This is a genomic window from Ruegeria sp. G7 (assembly GCF_056535465.1).
Genome location: NZ_JBQFIL010000001.1, coordinates 3,098,520 through 3,114,303, shown reverse-complemented (window position 1 = coordinate 3,114,303; position 15,784 = coordinate 3,098,520). Strand labels below are relative to the sequence as shown.

Genomic DNA, 15,784 nt, shown 5'->3' with positions numbered 1-15,784 from the left:
CGTCAATCCTGATACCACCAGACCTGAGGCATATATTCCGGTCCATCGCCATAGATCGGCAGGGTTTCGGGCTGCTTTAGTTCCTTGGCATGGGCGATGCGTCCGATGTCAAAGCTCCAGATCGGGATGACATATCGCCCGGCGGTCAAAACCCGGTCTAGCGAGCGGGTGGCGGCGACGAAATCCTCGTGGCTTTCCGAGGCCAGCATCGCGTCGATCAAACCGTCGACCGCAGGCGAGGCGACGCCCATCAGGTTGCGTGTGCCCGGCGTATCGGCAGCCTCGCTGCCCCAGTACAGTCGCTGCTCATTGCCCGGAGACAGCGACAGGGCGCGGCGGAAGATGGTCATGTCGAAATCCAACTCGGACGTGCGCCCGGTATATTGCGCGCTGTCGACCTGTTCGATTGTCACCGCGATCCCCAGACGCTCTAGCGCGCGAGAGTAGATTTCCATCGCCGTCATGTTGTCGGTATCGCCCTGTTGCAACAGGACGGTGATGGCGAAGGGCTCCCCCTTGTCATTGCGCAGGACGCCGTCCTGAATGGTCCAGCCGGCCTCGGCCAGAAGATTTGTGGCCTTTCGGATATTGGCGCGGTTGCGGGCCGACCCGTCCCCTGAGGGCGGGGTGTAACCTTCCAGCGTGCCCGGCGGCAGATCGGCCGCGTAAGGTTCCAGCAGTTCCGCAACCCGACCCGTGGCAGGCCCCGGCTGCATCGCCAGATCAGAGCCTGAGAAATACGAGGTGATCCGGGGCTGCGCGCCGCCAGTGATGGTGTCGTTGATGAATTCGAAATTGAAGGCAAGGGTCAGCGCCTCGCGCACGCGCCAGTCATTGAAAGGGGCCTTGCGCGTGTTCATGACGTAGCCGGTCATGCCCGAGGGCTTGCCGTGCGGGATCTCGGTCTTGACCACATCACCCCGCTGAACGGCGGGGAAGTTATACTGGGTGTCCCATTTGTCGGCGTTGAACTCGCGCACGGCGGTCAGTTCCCCGGCTTTGAACGCCTCGAACAAGACGGTCGCGTCGCCGTAAAACTCGATCCGCATTTCATCGAGGTTCATGGTGCCCTTGCGAAACGGGATATCCGCCCCCCAATAGTCCGGGTTGCGGCGCAGGGTGACATAGCGCCCGGCCTCATAGTCATCGACGACATACGGCCCGCTGCCGATCGGAATGTCGTGCAGGGGGGCGCTGGCGAAATCCTTCCCCTCCCACTGGGCTTTCTGCAGGATCGGGCGCATCCCGGCGATCAAGGCCAGTTCGCGGTCAGGTTCGTTGAAGGTGATGCGCACGCTGCGCGGGCCGGTCTGTTCGATGCTGTCGATCTTACCCCACAGCCCGCGATAGCGCAGGTGCCCCTCGGTGCCCAATGTCTCATATGACCAGATCACGTCATCGACGGTTACGGGCGTTCCATCCGAGAAAGTTGCGTTTTCACGGAGGGTAAATTCGACCCAGGACCGGTCATCTGCAGTCTCAACTGATTCGGCTAACAACCCGTAAAGAGTGAAAGGTTCGTCCCAGGACCGGCCCATCAGGCTTTCATGGGTCCAAAATCGCAACTGCCAGGGAGAGGTGCCTTTTTGCACAAACGGGTTCAGGCTGTTATAGCCGCCGGTGTTTCCGAATACGACTTTGCCGCCTTTGGGTGCATCCGCGTTTGCATAGGGCAGCGACACAAAATCCGGTGGTAGGGCCGGGTCCCCATACATAGCTATGCCATGGGCCGATTCTGCCGAGGCCCATGAAGCGGCAAAAACGCAGGTGATTCCCGTGATCACAAAGCGAAGGGGACGGAGATAATCGGGGCTCATTTTGGAAACAATCCTGCTCTGGCCTTATTTTGTTTGGGATTCACCGTAGCCATGATTTTTCTTATTATCAAACTTTTAGCTTGGACGAAGGCGCGGAATTGCTTATAAAGGACGCACTGCTCGATAGGTTTCTTGCCTGTATGAAACCTGCCTCAATAACTTAACGCCCGCTTCGTGCGGGCGTTTTTTTATGCGCATTTTGTCCGGGTAACAGGCCCGCGCGCATTCCCCGTTTTCTTTGCAGGTGCAGCATGGCACTGTGTTCGCGAGACGCATATCAGAGGGAGAGCGGTCATGAGTCTGTCGGGCAAAACGGCCATCATTACGGGATCGAATTCAGGCATCGGACTAGGCATCGCGCGCGAGCTGGCGAAAGCCGGGGCGGATGTGGTGCTGAACTCGTTCACGGACCGGGATGAGGATCACGCGCTGGCCGCCGAGATCGGGCAAGAGACCGGGACAAACGCGCGCTACATCAAAGCGGATATGTCCAAGGGCGATGAATGCCGTGCGCTCATCGAACAGGCGGGCGCCTGTGATATTCTGGTGAACAACGCTGGCATTCAGCATGTGTCGCCCATCGATCAGTTTCCGACTGAAAAATGGGATGCGATCATCGCGATCAACATGAACTCGGCCTTCCACACCACGGCTGCGGCGCTGCCGATGATGCGTAAGGCGGGTTGGGGGCGCGTGGTGAACATAGCCTCGGCCCATGGTCTGACTGCGTCGCCCTTCAAGGCGGCCTATATCGCGGCGAAGCATGGGGTGGTCGGGATGACCAAGACCGTTGCTCTGGAGACCGCGCAGGAGCCGATTACCTGCAATGCGATCTGTCCGGGATATGTGCTGACCCCGCTGGTTGAGGCGCAGATCCCCAACACCATGAAGGAATACAACATGAGCCGTGAGGATGTGGTCAAGAACGTCCTGCTGGAGCGTCAGCCATCGAAAGAGTTTGCGACGGTCGAGCAATTGGGCGGCACGACGATCTTTTTGTGCTCGGACGCGGCGGCGCAGATTACCGGGACGACCATTTCGGTCGATGGGGGCTGGACGGCGTTGTGAGAGATCATGGGGGCTCTGCCCCCATACCCCCGGGATATTTTTGGCCAGATGAAGAGGCGGAAGCATGAAACGGATCAATCTGGCGTTACAGGGCGGCGGGGCGCATGGAGCGTTCACCTGGGGTGTGCTGGATCGGTTGCTGGATGAAGAAGATATCGAGGTTGCGGCGATCACGGGGACCTCGGCCGGGGCACTGAACGGGGCGGCGTTCAAGTCAGGGATGGTGCGGGCCGGGCGCGCGGGCGCGCGGGCGTCGCTTGATGGTTTGTGGAAGCGGATGGGGGCCGTCGGTGACATGCGGATTGCCCATTGGATGCGCGGCATCGAACCTGCGCATGTAGCGCAGGCGTTGGAGTATTCGGTACCCTTTTCCATGGCAGAGACGTGGTCGCGCCTGGTGTCACCCTACGCATACGGACCCTTTTATCGCAATCCGCTGGAGTCGGTGGTGGATCGGTTCAACTTTGATGAGATTTGCGCGGATGAGGGGCCGGAGCTGTTTGTTTGCGCCACCTGTGTGCGCAGCGGCAAGATCCGTGTGTTTACGCGGGAAGAGATTTCGACCGATGCGATTCTGGCCTCGGCCTGCTTGCCGAACCTGTTTCAGGCGGTCGAGATTTTTGACCCCAAGTCGGGGCGGACCGAAGCGTATTGGGATGGTGGATATACTGGCAATCCGGCTCTTTATCCGTTGTTTAATGCGGGGCTGCCCGATGATGTCGTGATCGTGAATATTAACCCGCTGGAGCGCGATGAGGTGCCGAAAACGCCGCAGCAAATTCAGAACCGGATCAACGAGATCAGCTTCAACTCGTCGCTGTTTCGCGAGCTGCGGGCAATCAATTTCGTTCAGCGTCTGCTGGCCGAGGGGAAGCTGAAAGCGGGGGAAATGAGCCGGGTTCTGGTTCACATGATCGCCGATGACGCGTTGATGAACGACCTGTCTGCTGCGACCAAGATTGTGCCTAATCCGGTTGTTCTGAATCGGCTGAAGCAGGCCGGGCGCGCTGCTGCTGATGAGTTTCTGAACGCCAACAAGGGCGATCTGGGGCAGCGCAGCACCGTCGATCTGCCCGCGATGTTCGGCTGATCACTCTGGCGGTTGGGTCGGGTCTTTTTCGTTGGGATAAACAAGCCCTGCCGAGATCACCAGTTTGGCTGCGTCTTCGATGGACATATCCAGCAGGATCACATCCTCGGCCGGAAAGAACAGCAGGAAGCCCGAGGTCGGGTTGGGGGTCGTGGGGACAAAAACGCTCAGCAACTCGCCGCCTGTTTCGGCGCGCTCTCGAACCTCGCCCCGCGCGGTGGTCGAGACGAAGCCGATCGCCCAGATGCCGCGGCGCGGATATTGGATCAGGCAGGCTTTTTCGAACGAGCGTTCGGTCTGGGCAAACACCGTTTCCGAGATTTGCTTGATGCCGGAATAGACCGAGCGAACAACGGGCATACGGTCGACGAGGCTTTCGGCGAAATGGATCAACGAGCGGCCAAGGATGCCTTTGGCGATCCAGCCGACGATGACCGTGAACAGCAGAAAGATGACCACGCCCACGCCGCGCAGGTTGATTCCGACATATTCGGATGGTTGGAACCGCTGCGGGATCAGCGGCAGGACCGCGCTGTCGATCCAGCCGACGACAGACCAGATCAGCCAGACCGTTAGCCAGACGGGCGCAATGACCACGATGCCCGTCAGAAAGGACGCGCGTAGCCGGGAAAACAGGCCCGGTCCGCGGTGAGGTTCTTCGTCAAACGGTGTGTTCATCGTGATCCTGAGTGGTTTCGCGGTTTAGGTAGGCCGTCCGGTGCTGTGGTGCAATAGCTTGATGTCACGGTGCCGTATTCGTCAACGCGCGTGCGATGACTGCCGCCAGACGCGCATTGTTGCGCACCAGCGCAATATTGGCGGTGAGGGATCGGCCCTGGGTCTGTTCGTAGATCCGTTGCAGCAGATAGGGCGTGACGCCTTTACCCGTGATCCGATGCGTCTCGGCATCGGCTTGTGCAGAGGCGATGATGGGGGCCAGTTCCTCGGCAGGAATCTGGTCGGCCTGCGGAATCGGGTTGGCGACCAGTTGTCCGCCCGGCAGGCCAAGCGCACGGCGGGTGGCATGGGCTTTGGCGATATCGGCGGCGTCATCCATTCGCAGTGGTGCGGCGAGGGGGGACTTCGACGACCAGAAGGCTGGAAACTCGTCCTGCCCGTGGGCGATGACGGGCACGCCCAGCGTTTCCAGAACCTCAAGCGTTTTGGCGAGGTCGAGGATGGCTTTGGCCCCGGCTGCGACCACGGTTACCGGGGTCTGGGCAAGCTCATGCAGGTCGGCGGAGATGTCGAACGAAGTTTCGGCGCCTTGATGTACGCCCCCGATGCCGCCGGTAGCGAAGACCTCGATCCCTGCATAATTTGCGGCGATCATCGTGGCGGCGACGGTGGTAGCGCCTGTGCCGCCAGTGGCAAGGCAGGCGGCCATGTCGGCGCGCGAAAGTTTCGCCACGCCCTGCGCCTGACCCAGTGCTTTCAGCTGATCCGCCTCCAAACCGACATTCAGAACCCCGTCAATGACGGCGATCGTGGCCGGAACAGCGCCCGCATCGCGGATGTCCTGTTCGACCTGTGCCGCGACCTCGATGTTCTGGGGGTAGGGCATGCCGTGGGTGATGATGGTGCTTTCCAGCGCCACGATGGGTTGGCCTGCGTCCTTGGCGCCGCGCACCTCGGCGGAATAGTGGATGGTGATCACAGTGGGGTTTCTCCGGAAACGTAAGTGGCGGCGGCGTGCAGCGCGCGGCCGAGCGCCGCGTCGCTGTCGGCCCCATTCGCCTCGGCGGCGATATGGGCGGCCATGAAAGTGTCCCCCGCGCCGGTCACGCGGGTGACCAGAACGGACGGGGGTGTTTGGGTCAGGAGGTGTGCTGCGTCCCCGACGGTGGCCGAGTTGCCGCCATCGGTGACCAGAACGCGCAGAGCGCCACGGTCCAGCAGGCCTTTGGCGGCGCTTTCGGAATCGGTGAACTCGCGCTGGCACAACAGTCCTGCTTCTTCGAGGTTCACATAGAGTGTTGCGCGGGCGTGTTTGAGGAAGGGCAGCAGGCGCTCTGCCTTGCCGGGCGAGGCCGGGGCGACACGCAGATCGGCTTTGGCAAAAGCAGGGCTTTGCGCGATCTCTTCCAGCAGGGTCAGCGTCAGGTTACCGTCCAGCGCGATGGGGCCTTCGAACGGCGTGTTCTCGTACCCCAGCGGCCCGTGCATGAGGGGACGCAGGATTTTGGCCCCCGCCGCCTCAAGCGAATGGGCATCGGCAATGGCAGCGATCAGGCCGTTGGCGCCTTCGACGGCCATGTAGCGGTCGGTCGGCAGGTCTTGCGAGCGATAGATGTGGTCGGTAACCATCCCCAATCGCGCGCAGGACTGGACCAGTTCATCGCCCTCTGGGTCGCGGCCAATCGCGGTCAGCAGCGTTGGCGTCATACCAAACCGCACCAGCGTCATGGCGATGTTCATAGCGACACCGCCGGGCAGGCGCGTAATACGCCCCGGCACGTCCGAGCCCTGCCGCATCACGCTGGCTGACCGCCCGATCACGTCCCAAAGGACCGAGCCGATACACAGGATGGTGCTGTTGTTGTTCATGCCACGTGTCATGCCGCAGCCCCGGCGCGGGCGCAAGGGTTAACGCCCCTGCGCTCAGCCCATAGCGGCAATCAGAGAGTTCAGCGTGTCCAGAGGGTTATCCTGTGACCAGATTTCCTCGCCAATGCCGAAGAAATCGGTGCAGGGGGCGAGGTCTCGGATCAGGTCGGGCGTCAGTCCGCCTTCGGCCACGACGGGAACCTCGATCATCTCGGACCACCATTGGAACAGGTCCTTTTCGGCCTTCGTGCCATCACCCAGCGCTGCCGAGCCCACCGGTCCGAAGGCCACGTAATCCGCGCCGTTCTCGCCCGCCGTCATGCCGTCATGGCTGGACGTACCGCAAAAGCTGCCGACAATCGCATCCGCACCCAGTTCCTTGCGCGCGGCGCGCACCGAGCGCGCGGCGTCGTCCAGATGTACCCCGTCCAGCCCCAGACGCTGGGCCAGCAGAACGTGGTTCGAGATCACGATGGCCACGTCACGCGCATGGGCCACCTCGCGGCAGGCATCCGCGGCGCGCGAGATGGTATCCTCGTCACTGCCCGCCAGCGCCAGTCGGATACAGGCGATCTCGGCCCCATCCAGAACGCGGGCCAGGTCATCTGGGAAGGTGCTGAGCGCAATGGTCGGGGGCGTGATCAGGTAAATCTGCGGCTGCTCTTGGGTGTCCATGGCGCGTCCTTTGGGTGTTCCGTCTTGGGCGCGGTTTAGCGGATTGGGCGGGGGAAGCAAACTTTATTGCCTCTGGCAGAGGTATTTGAGATCAGAAGAAGGGGTTCGGGTTGCTCTGACCCCGCAGGCGGATTAGAGCGGGCGCAGTTTTTCGGAGTGTGCCATGCCCAGTCAGACATCTCAGCCTTCTTTCGTGCTCGTGCGCCCGCAAATGGGTGAGAATATAGGCGCTGCCGCGCGCGCGATGTGGAATTTCGGGCTGGACCGGATGCGGATCGTTGCCCCGCGGGACGGCTGGCCAAACCCCAAGGCCGTGGCGATGTCCAGCGGTGCGGGGCGGCTGCTGGATGAGGCTCAGTTGTTCGATGATCTCGCGGGTTCCTTGGCTGACAGCACTTTTGTCTTTGCTACCACCGCTCGGCAGCGGGGTTTGACCAAGCCAGTCTATAGCCCCGAGCGCGCCATGAAGATTGCAGCGGAAATAGTCGCTGCGGGCGAGAAGGTGGCCGTGCTGTTCGGCCCCGAACGCGCGGGGCTTGAGAATGAGGATATTGCCAAGGCCAATGCGATCATCTCGGTGCCGGTGAACCCCGAATATGCCTCGCTGAATCTGGGGCAATGCGTGCTTCTGACCGCCTATGAGTGGATGCGCCAGACCGGTGATGTGGTGCATGAGGCCACCGATCTGGGCAAGGGCGACTGGGCCACGGGGATCGAGGTCGAAAAACTGGTCGAACATTATGAGGATCGGTTGGAGGAGGCGGGGTTCTTCTATCCGCCTGAAAAGGCCGAAGGCATGAAGGTGAACCTGCGCAATCTTTGGTCGCGGATGCGGATGACGCGCGCTGATGTGCAGATGCTGCACGGGATCATGCGGCAGATGGTCCGCTGGAAGGATAAGGGCTGAGGCTGGACCTTCGCCCCCCTTGGCCCTAGCTTGCGACGAAATTCAAAGGCATGAGGACAGCATGAGCGGCAAGCGCAGCATCTTCGAAGAGGTCTCGGACAGCGAAAAACAACAGGCCGCCCAACCCGGCATGATCGACCGGGGCCGGGGCGGAGCGCGCGCTGCGATCCGCATCTGGCTGATGATCCTGTTTGCGCTTGTGGTCGTGATGATCGCGGTGGGTGGCCTGACCCGTTTGACCGATAGCGGGCTGTCGATCACTGAATGGCGTCCGATCACCGGGGCGGTCCCGCCGATGACCGAAGCCGCTTGGCAGGCCGAGTTCGACAAGTACAAACAGATCGATCAGTGGCGCATCCAGAACCAGTGGATGGAACTGGATGATTTCAAATTTATCTATTGGTGGGAATGGGGCCACCGTCAACTGGGCCGCGTGATCGGCCTTGTCTGGGCGGTTGGGTTCTTCGGCTTTCTCGCGGCGCGCAAAATCCCGACGGGTTGGACCGGCAAACTGCTGATCCCCGGCGCCTTGGGCGGCGTTCAGGGCGCGGTCGGCTGGTGGATGGTCGCCTCGGGTGTGACGCAGGGCGAGGGGATGACGGCCGTGGCCAGCTATCGTCTTGCAACCCATCTCGGCTTGGCCTTCGTGATCCTTGGGTTCCTTGCTTGGTACATCTTTGAACTGGGCCGCGAGGAACGCGACCTGATGCAGGCCCGCCGAGCGAAAGAGGCGAAGCTGTTCTCGCTCTCGACCGGTCTGCTGCATTTCACCTTTTTACAAATACTCATTGGTGCGCTGGTCGCTGGGATCGACGCCGGGCGTTCATACACCGATTGGCCGCTGATCGGCGGTCAGCTTCTGCCACCGGATGCGACCATGCTGGAACCGATATGGCGCAACTTCTTCGAAAGCCCGGGTCTGGTGCAGTTCATTCACCGCTGCGCAGGCTATCTGCTGCTGATTTTCGCCGTCATCGTCTGGCGGCGCGGCAGCACCAGCGCGCATCCGCAGACGCGGTTCGCGTTCAACGCAGCGTTTGCGGCGCTATCGCTGCAGGTGGTGGTCGGCATTGTGACGGTCGTCTACGCGGCCCCCTGGCAGATCGCCATTTTCCACCAGTTCATGGCTGTGGTCGTCTGGACACTCATCCTGCGCGCCCGCTTCCTGACCGCTTATCCCATCGCAACCTCTGTGCGCGGAGTCTGATCTTATGACTGCATTCAACGACCTGATGGCCTTTCAGCGCGAAACTTCGGCTTTAGGCCAGATCGCCGGGCGGCTGGGCTGGGATCAGGAAACGGTGATGCCGCGCGGGGCTGCCGCGCAGCGGGCCGAGGAAATGGCGGCAATCGAGGCCGTTCTGCACGCACGCCGATCCGATCCTCGGGTGGCCGAATGGCTGGATCAGGCTGCACCTCAGGATGAGGTCGGCAAGGCGCAACTGCGGGAAATTCGCCGCGCCTATGACCGGGCCGTCAAGGTGCCCGCTGACCTTGCGACGGCGATTGCCCGGGTGACCTCGGCCGCCCAAGGCACATGGGCGCAGGCGCGCGCGGACGAGGATGTCTCGGCCTTCCTGCCTGTGCTGGAAGAGGTCGTCTCGCTGAAACGACAGGAAGGCGAGGCTCTGGCGCAGGGCGGCGACATCTACGATGCGATGGTCGAGGACTATGAGCCTTACACGACCGGCGCGCAGATTGCCGCGATCTTCGATGAAATGCGCCCGCGTTTGGTTGCGTTGCGTGCGGCTGTTCTGGACCGTCCAGAACCCGCCGCCTTACATGGCAGTTTCGATGAGCTCACCCAGATGCGCCTGTCGCAGAAACTGGCGGTGGCCTTTGGCTATGACCTCAACAACGGCCGTGTGGACAAGGCCGTGCATCCGTTCAGCTCGGGCAGCGGTCTGGATGTCCGCATCACCACGCGCACCAGCGAGACCGACCCGTTCAACTGTTTCTATTCCACCATTCACGAGGTCGGCCACGCCGCTTATGAGCAAGGCATCAACCGGGATTACCTGCTGACCCCATTGGGCCGCGGCGTGTCGATGGGTGTGCATGAAAGCCAAAGCCGAATCTACGAGAACCAGTTGGGCCGTTCGCGTGCATTCACGGGTTGGCTTTTCGAGCAGATGAAACAGGCGTTCGGCGACTTCGGCATCGCTGATGCAGAGGCATTCTATGCCACCGTCAACCGCGTCCATAACGGCTATATCCGTACCGAGGCGGATGAGGTGCAATACAACCTGCATATCATGCTACGCTTTGATCTGGAACGCGCGCTGATGGCAGGGGACCTGCAGGTCGGCGATCTCGAAGCGGCGTGGAATGACCGGTTCAAGGCCGATTTCGGCTATGCGGTCGACAAGCCTTCTAATGGATGCCTGCAGGACGTGCACTGGTCGGTGGGTCTGTTTGGCTACTTCCCGACCTATTCGCTGGGCAATGTTTATGCTGGATGTCTCTATCAGGCGTTGCAATCGGCTGTACCGGGGCTTGAGGGGCAATTGGCGCAAGGGAACACATCCGGTGCCACCACTTGGCTGCGCGAGACCGTGCAACAGCATGGCGGTCTTTACGCACCACGCGCAGTGATCCGACAGGCCAGCGGTGTTGAGCCGGGCCCCGAGCCTCTGCTGGCGTATCTGGAACAGAAATTCGGGGCGCTTTACGACCTATAGGTGGTGGTCTCAACTTACTGTGTGAGCGCGTGTTATCTGATTGGGGCCTGCGTAAAGTAGGGTCTATCAACCCGCGCGGAGGGAAGCTTGTCCTTTGATCGCCACGTGAAATCCCGGCTTGCTGCTGCGCTGACCAGTCAGGCCGTGCAAAACGCGCGCAGGCAAACGCACGAGGTACGGCGCAGGCTGCGGCGCGCGGCGCATGTGGTGCACTATTTTCACGATGTCGGCGATCCCTATTGTCACTTGACCGCACAGGTTCTGGAACAGTTTCAGACACGGTATGACATCGTTCTGACGCCCCACCTGATCTCGGGGCCACCGCCGGTTGCTGTGCCCGAAGCCGATGCGCATCGTCAGAATTCTCTGATTGATGCAGGTCGGTTGGCCCGCAGACTGGGGTTGGAAGAACCTCAGACCCCGGACCAAGCATCCCGGACCCAAGCCGAGCGCCTTCTGGCCGCTTGTCTCGACGCCCCCGATTTTGCCCACCATCTGCATGAGATCAGTTCGGCCCTTTGGTCCGGCAATGTGTTGCCCGAGGGGCCAGCCAAGAACGCAACATCGGCGTTGCAAGCCGGAGATCAGGCACTGGCTCGTCTTGGGCATTATCTGGGCGGAACATTCTATTATGGCGGAGAATGGTATTGGGGCGTTGATCGTCTTCATTACCTTGAGGATCGCCTGCAGCAAGCCGGGCTCGGGGCGCGAATGGGACCCATTGTGGTGCCACCAGAGCTTTCGACAGGTGACACTAACGCAGCGCAGATAGAACTTGAGGTCTTTTTCTCGTTCCGAAGCCCTTATTCTTACCTGGCTTTTGATCGTGTCCGTAGGCTGGCAGCCCACCATGACGCCCGTCTGATCCTGCGCCCAGTGCTACCGATGCTGATGCGCGGTTTGCCGGTTCCGAAGGTCAAATCGGGCTATATTCTGCATGATTGCGTGCGCGAGGCTCGGCGGTTGGGTCTTCCTTTTGGTCGGATTTGCGACCCGCTGGGGGCCGGGGTCGAACGCGGTTATGCGCTGTTCGACTACGCCGAGGATCAGGGTCGGATGGCGGACTTCTGTTCGGCGTTCTTGCGCTGCGTCTGGTCCGAGGGGGTGGACGCCGCAACTGATCAAGGTTTGGCCCGGATTGCGGAGCAGGCAGGCCTGGACTGGGACGTCGCGCAACACCAGCTGGTCGGGCAGGGCTGGCGCGACCGTGTCGCAAGCAACCAGACAAGGCTGCAGGGAATTGGTCTGTGGGGGGTGCCCAGCTTTCGTGTCGCGGGGCACAGTATCTGGGGACAGGACCGGTTGTGGCTGGTTGATGATCTGCTGCGTCGTCACAGCGACGCGGGGTAGGTCGCGTTATACCACTTGCACCAGCTCTATCCGTGTCGCGACTGCGGCGAAGAACAACACACTGCCGGCCAGAACAAACACATGCCAGATCGTGTTGTGGTAAGGCAGCCAATCCAGCAGATAGAATACAACGCCTGCTGTGTAGATCAGCCCTCCGGCGATCATCAGGGTTAGCGTCATGGGGGACAGCTCGGCCAGCATGGCCTGACCGGCCCAGACGGCGGCCCATCCCATAAGCAGGTATAGCGCAAGCCCGAACCAGCGAAAGCGGTTCGGATCGATCATCTTCAGAACCGAACCCAGCGTCGCCGACGACCACAGCCCCAGAAGCAGGCCCGGAGGTTGCGAGGCTGAAAGCAGCACGAAAGGTGTATAGGTCCCAGCGATCTTGACGTAGATGCCCGAATGATCGAGACGGCGCAGAAACTCGCCCCATTCATCATGTTCGATCATATTGTAAAGTGCCGAGAACGTCAGCATCAGCACCAGTGTCACGCCATAGACCGATGCACCCAGGACAGCCGCAGGATCGGATCGGTAGAAGACCGTCATGATGATCAGCATCGGCACCGCGATCAGCGCCGAGGACACGCCGAGCACATGTATCACGCCGTCGCTTATGCGTTCAGCACGGCTGTAGGCCGGGCGGATATGGGCAAAAGACCACATCCCAAAAAGCTATGCAGTTGCAGGTTGCCGGGCAACCCCGCCATCTGGCGCCTTGGCGGGAACGTGACCTGAAACAGCAAAAACGCCCGCAAAACGGGCGCTTTGTTACACTTCTGTAGTGCTTTGTTATTCCTCGGCTTCTTCATCACCCTGATCGGCGATCCAGGCGACACTCACAACCTCTTCGCCCTTGCCGGTGTTGAAGACCCGTACGCCGCCCGCGCTGCGGGACCGGAATGAGATGCCCTCGACCGGAACGCGGATCGACTGACCTTTCGACGTCGCCAGCATGATCTGGTCGTCGATCTCGACCGGAAACGAGGCTACAAGCTCGCCGCCGCGCATCGCCTTATCCATCGCAGCGACGCCCATGCCGCCGCGCCCGCGAACCGGGTAGTCATGGCTGGAACTCAGCTTGCCCGCGCCACCTGATGTGATGGTCAGGATCAGGTTTTCGGCAGCCGACATCTCGGCATATCGTTCCTGCGTGATGGTGCCCGGCGTGGCTTCGTCCTCGTCTGTCTCGCCATCGTCGGCGATCCCGGCAACGGCACGGCGCATCTTGAGATAGGCGGCGCGCTCATCCGGGTCGGCCTCGAAGTGGCGGATCACAGACATCGAGACAACGCGGTCTTCGTTGGTCAGCTTGATGCCGCGCACACCGGTGGACTCGCGCGAGTTGAACACCCGCACATCGGTGGTACGGAAGCGGATCGCGCGACCCGAATTGGTCACCAGCATCACATCTTCGTCTTCCGAGCAGATGCGGGCGTTCACCAGTTCGATGCCCTCGGGCAGTTTCATGGCGATCTTGCCGTTGCGACGGACATTCGTGAAGTCCGACAGACGGTTACGGCGCACGTCGCCGGCGCTGGTGGCAAACACGATCTGCAAGTTCTCCCACTCTTCATCCGGCACATCGACAGGCATGATCGCCGCGATGGACACCCCGGTCGGGATCGGCAGGATGTTGACGATCGCCTTGCCTTTTCCGGTGCGGCTGGACTGCGGCAAGCGCCAGGTCTTGAGCTTGTAGACCATGCCTTCGGTGGTGAAGAACAGCAACTGCGTGTGGGTGTTGGCGACGAAGAGGTTGGTGACAACATCCTCTTCCTTGGTCTGCATGCCTGACAAGCCCTTGCCGCCACGTTTCTGCGCGCGGAAATCGGCCAGCGGAGTACGCTTGATGTAACCGCCCGAGGTGACGGTCACGACCATGTCTTCCCGCTCGATCAGGTCCTCGTCTTCCATGTCGCCCGACCAGTCGACGATCTCGGTGCGACGGGGCACGGCGAATTGCTCGCGCACTTCGCGCAACTCATCGCCAATGATCGACATGATCCGTTCGCGCGAGGACAGAATGTCGAGGTATTCCTTGATCTTGGCAGCCAGTTGCTCCAGCTCGTCCGTGACCTCTTTGACGCCCAATTGGGTCAGGCGCTGTAGGCGCAATTCGAGGATCGCACGGGCCTGAACCTCGGTCAGGTTATAGGTGCCATCGTCGTTCATCTTGGACAGAGGATCGTCGATCAGGCGCAGATAGCCTTCGATCTCGGCCGCAGGCCAACGGCGGGTCATCAGCTTTTCGCGCGCTTCGGCGGCGTCGGCGGATGACCGGATCGTTGCGACCACTTCGTCCACGTTCGAGACGGCCACGGCCAGACCACACAGGATGTGGCTACGCTCGCGCGCTTTGCGCAGGTCATAGGCGGTGCGGCGGGCGACCACGTCTTCGCGGAAATCGATGAACGAGGTCAGGAAGCGGCGCAAGGTCAGTTGCTCGGGCCGGCCACCGTTCAGGGCCAGCATGTTACAGCCGAACGAGGTTTGCATCGGCGAGAACCGATAAAGCTGGTTTAGCACCACCTCGGGCGTTGCATCGCGTTTCAGCTCGACCACCACGCGCACGCCGTTGCGGTCGGATTCGTCCTGAACATGGCTCACGCCTTCGATGCGCTTTTCACGCACCGCTTCGGCGATCTTTTCGATCATCGAGGCCTTGTTAACCTGGTAAGGGATCTCATCGACGATAATGGCATAGCGGTCACGGCGGATTTCTTCCACGCGGGTCTTGGCGCGGATGATGACGCTGCCACGACCTTCCAAGTAGGCTTTGCGCGCACCGGACCGGCCCAGCATGACGCCTCCGGTCGGGAAGTCGGGGCCGGGGACGTATTCGATCAGCTGCTCGGAGGTCAGGTCCGGATCGTCGATCAGGGCCAGAGTGGCGTCGACCACTTCGCCCAGATTGTGCGGGGGAATGTTCGTGGCCATACCGACGGCAATACCGCCAGCGCCATTGACCAACATATTCGGGAAACGCGCGGGCAGGACAGTGGGTTCCCGATCCTTGCCGTCATAGTTATCCTGAAAATCGACCGTTTCTTTTTCGATATCGGCGAGCAGGGCGGCGGCGGGCTTGTCCATCCGCACTTCAGTATACCGCATAGCCGCCGGGTTATCGCCGTCCATCGAGCCAAAGTTGCCCTGACCGTCCAGCAGCGGCAGCGACATCGAGAAATCCTGCGCCATCCGCACCAGCGCATCGTAAATCGCGCTGTCGCCGTGCGGGTGGTATTTACCCATCACATCACCAACCGGACGGGCCGACTTGCGGTAGGCCTTGTCATGGGTGTTGCCGGTTTCGTGCATGGCGTAGAGAATCCGGCGGTGCACCGGTTTCAGCCCGTCGCGCAGATCGGGGATCGCACGGCTGACGATGACCGACATCGCATAGTCCAGATAGGACGTGCGCATCTCGGATTCGATCGAGACCGTCGGGCCGTCATAAACAGGGCGCTCAGGCGGGGTTTCATCCATGTTTTCTGGGGTTTCTGGCGTATCGCTCACGTAAACTGCCCGATCTTTGGCTTGGGTCTATATCTTGTGGATGCACCTTATCAGACCCGGCATATAAGGTGCAAGCAAGCTGATCATTTTGCAGAAAATACCACGGTAACACGGGGGTAACATATTGTTA

Annotated in this window: 13 protein-coding genes; 6 read left to right on the top strand and 7 right to left on the bottom strand. The window is 61.0% G+C overall.

Annotation, left to right across the window (positions count from 1 at the left end):
- Positions 1–2: 2 nt before the first annotated feature.
- On the bottom strand, positions 3–1,817 hold the full coding sequence (locus tag ACR3EN_RS15650; protein WP_480870132.1) for an extracellular solute-binding protein: 1,815 nt from the start codon (positions 1,815–1,817) through the stop codon (positions 3–5).
- Positions 1,818–2,111: 294 nt separating this feature from the next.
- On the opposite strand from ACR3EN_RS15650, the gene ACR3EN_RS15645 reads away from it, so the two are divergent.
- Both ACR3EN_RS15645 and ACR3EN_RS15640 read left to right on the top strand, forming a co-directional pair.
- On the top strand, positions 2,112–2,885 hold the full coding sequence (locus tag ACR3EN_RS15645; RefSeq protein WP_480819907.1) for a 3-hydroxybutyrate dehydrogenase: 774 nt from the start codon (positions 2,112–2,114) through the stop codon (positions 2,883–2,885).
- A gap of 64 nt (positions 2,886–2,949) precedes the next feature.
- On the top strand, positions 2,950–3,975 hold the full coding sequence (locus ACR3EN_RS15640) for a patatin-like phospholipase family protein (RefSeq protein ID WP_480819909.1): 1,026 nt from the start codon (positions 2,950–2,952) through the stop codon (positions 3,973–3,975).
- Here the strand turns inward: ACR3EN_RS15640 and ACR3EN_RS15635 are convergent, their stop codons facing one another.
- The 4 genes from ACR3EN_RS15635 to ACR3EN_RS15620 all read right to left on the bottom strand — a co-directional run bounded on the left by ACR3EN_RS15635 (position 3,976) and on the right by ACR3EN_RS15620 (position 7,197).
- On the bottom strand, positions 3,976–4,653 hold the full coding sequence (locus ACR3EN_RS15635; protein ID WP_480819911.1) for a DUF502 domain-containing protein: 678 nt from the start codon (positions 4,651–4,653) through the stop codon (positions 3,976–3,978).
- A 64-nt stretch (positions 4,654–4,717) separates the two neighbouring features.
- Positions 4,718–5,632 (bottom strand): pseudouridine-5'-phosphate glycosidase, encoded by a 915-nt coding sequence (locus tag ACR3EN_RS15630; RefSeq protein WP_480819913.1) that lies wholly within the window; start codon positions 5,630–5,632, stop codon positions 4,718–4,720.
- Positions 5,629–6,522 carry a PfkB family carbohydrate kinase gene (locus ACR3EN_RS15625; RefSeq protein WP_480843400.1) on the bottom strand — a complete coding sequence of 298 codons (894 nt, stop codon included), beginning with the start codon at positions 6,520–6,522 and terminating at the stop codon, positions 5,629–5,631. The genes ACR3EN_RS15630 and ACR3EN_RS15625 overlap by 4 nt, the downstream gene beginning before the upstream one ends.
- A gap of 54 nt (positions 6,523–6,576) precedes the next feature.
- Positions 6,577–7,197, bottom strand: a complete 621-nt coding sequence (locus tag ACR3EN_RS15620; RefSeq protein WP_480819917.1) for a thiamine phosphate synthase — start codon at positions 7,195–7,197, stop codon at positions 6,577–6,579.
- Positions 7,198–7,360: 163 nt separating this feature from the next.
- Here ACR3EN_RS15620 and ACR3EN_RS15615 point away from each other — a divergent pair, with 163 nt between their 5' ends.
- The 4 genes from ACR3EN_RS15615 to ACR3EN_RS15600 all read left to right on the top strand — a co-directional run bounded on the left by ACR3EN_RS15615 (position 7,361) and on the right by ACR3EN_RS15600 (position 12,135).
- Positions 7,361–8,104 carry an RNA methyltransferase gene (locus tag ACR3EN_RS15615; protein WP_480819919.1) on the top strand — a complete coding sequence of 248 codons (744 nt, stop codon included), beginning with the start codon at positions 7,361–7,363 and terminating at the stop codon, positions 8,102–8,104.
- A 61-nt stretch (positions 8,105–8,165) separates the two neighbouring features.
- Entirely contained in the window at positions 8,166–9,311 is a 1,146-nt protein-coding gene (gene ctaA, locus ACR3EN_RS15610) for a heme A synthase (RefSeq protein WP_480819921.1), read from the top strand.
- Positions 9,312–9,315: 4 nt separating this feature from the next.
- Complete coding sequence (locus ACR3EN_RS15605; protein WP_480819923.1) at positions 9,316–10,785, top strand: carboxypeptidase M32; 1,470 nt, start codon at positions 9,316–9,318, stop codon at positions 10,783–10,785.
- A gap of 87 nt (positions 10,786–10,872) precedes the next feature.
- On the top strand, positions 10,873–12,135 hold the full coding sequence (locus ACR3EN_RS15600) for a DsbA family protein (RefSeq protein ID WP_480819925.1): 1,263 nt from the start codon (positions 10,873–10,875) through the stop codon (positions 12,133–12,135).
- A 6-nt stretch (positions 12,136–12,141) separates the two neighbouring features.
- Here the strand turns inward: ACR3EN_RS15600 and trhA are convergent, their stop codons facing one another.
- Entirely contained in the window at positions 12,142–12,804 is a 663-nt protein-coding gene (trhA, locus tag ACR3EN_RS15595) for a PAQR family membrane homeostasis protein TrhA (RefSeq protein ID WP_480819928.1), read from the bottom strand.
- Positions 12,805–12,930: 126 nt separating this feature from the next.
- Positions 12,931–15,654 (bottom strand): DNA gyrase subunit A, encoded by a 2,724-nt coding sequence (gene gyrA, locus ACR3EN_RS15590; protein ID WP_480819930.1) that lies wholly within the window; start codon positions 15,652–15,654, stop codon positions 12,931–12,933.
- Positions 15,655–15,784 lie beyond the last annotated feature (130 nt).

Excerpts from the sequence above, each read along its gene's own strand:
- ACR3EN_RS15620 (WP_480819917.1), bottom strand. The coding sequence starts at position 7,197 with ATGGACACCCAAGAGCAGCCGCAGATTTACCTGATCACGCCCCCGACC.
- ACR3EN_RS15650 (WP_480870132.1), bottom strand. The coding sequence starts at position 1,817 with ATGAGCCCCGATTATCTCCGTCCCCTTCGCTTTGTGATCACGGGAATC.
- trhA (WP_480819928.1), bottom strand. The coding sequence starts at position 12,804 with ATGTGGTCTTTTGCCCATATCCGCCCGGCCTACAGCCGTGCTGAACGC.
- ACR3EN_RS15615 (WP_480819919.1), top strand. The coding sequence starts at position 7,361 with ATGCCCAGTCAGACATCTCAGCCTTCTTTCGTGCTCGTGCGCCCGCAA.
- ACR3EN_RS15645 (WP_480819907.1), top strand. The coding sequence starts at position 2,112 with ATGAGTCTGTCGGGCAAAACGGCCATCATTACGGGATCGAATTCAGGC.
- ACR3EN_RS15605 (WP_480819923.1), top strand. The coding sequence starts at position 9,316 with ATGACTGCATTCAACGACCTGATGGCCTTTCAGCGCGAAACTTCGGCT.
- ACR3EN_RS15635 (WP_480819911.1), bottom strand. The coding sequence starts at position 4,653 with ATGAACACACCGTTTGACGAAGAACCTCACCGCGGACCGGGCCTGTTT.
- ACR3EN_RS15625 (WP_480843400.1), bottom strand. The coding sequence starts at position 6,522 with ATGAACAACAACAGCACCATCCTGTGTATCGGCTCGGTCCTTTGGGAC.
- ctaA (WP_480819921.1), top strand. The coding sequence starts at position 8,166 with ATGAGCGGCAAGCGCAGCATCTTCGAAGAGGTCTCGGACAGCGAAAAA.
- ACR3EN_RS15640 (WP_480819909.1), top strand. The coding sequence starts at position 2,950 with ATGAAACGGATCAATCTGGCGTTACAGGGCGGCGGGGCGCATGGAGCG.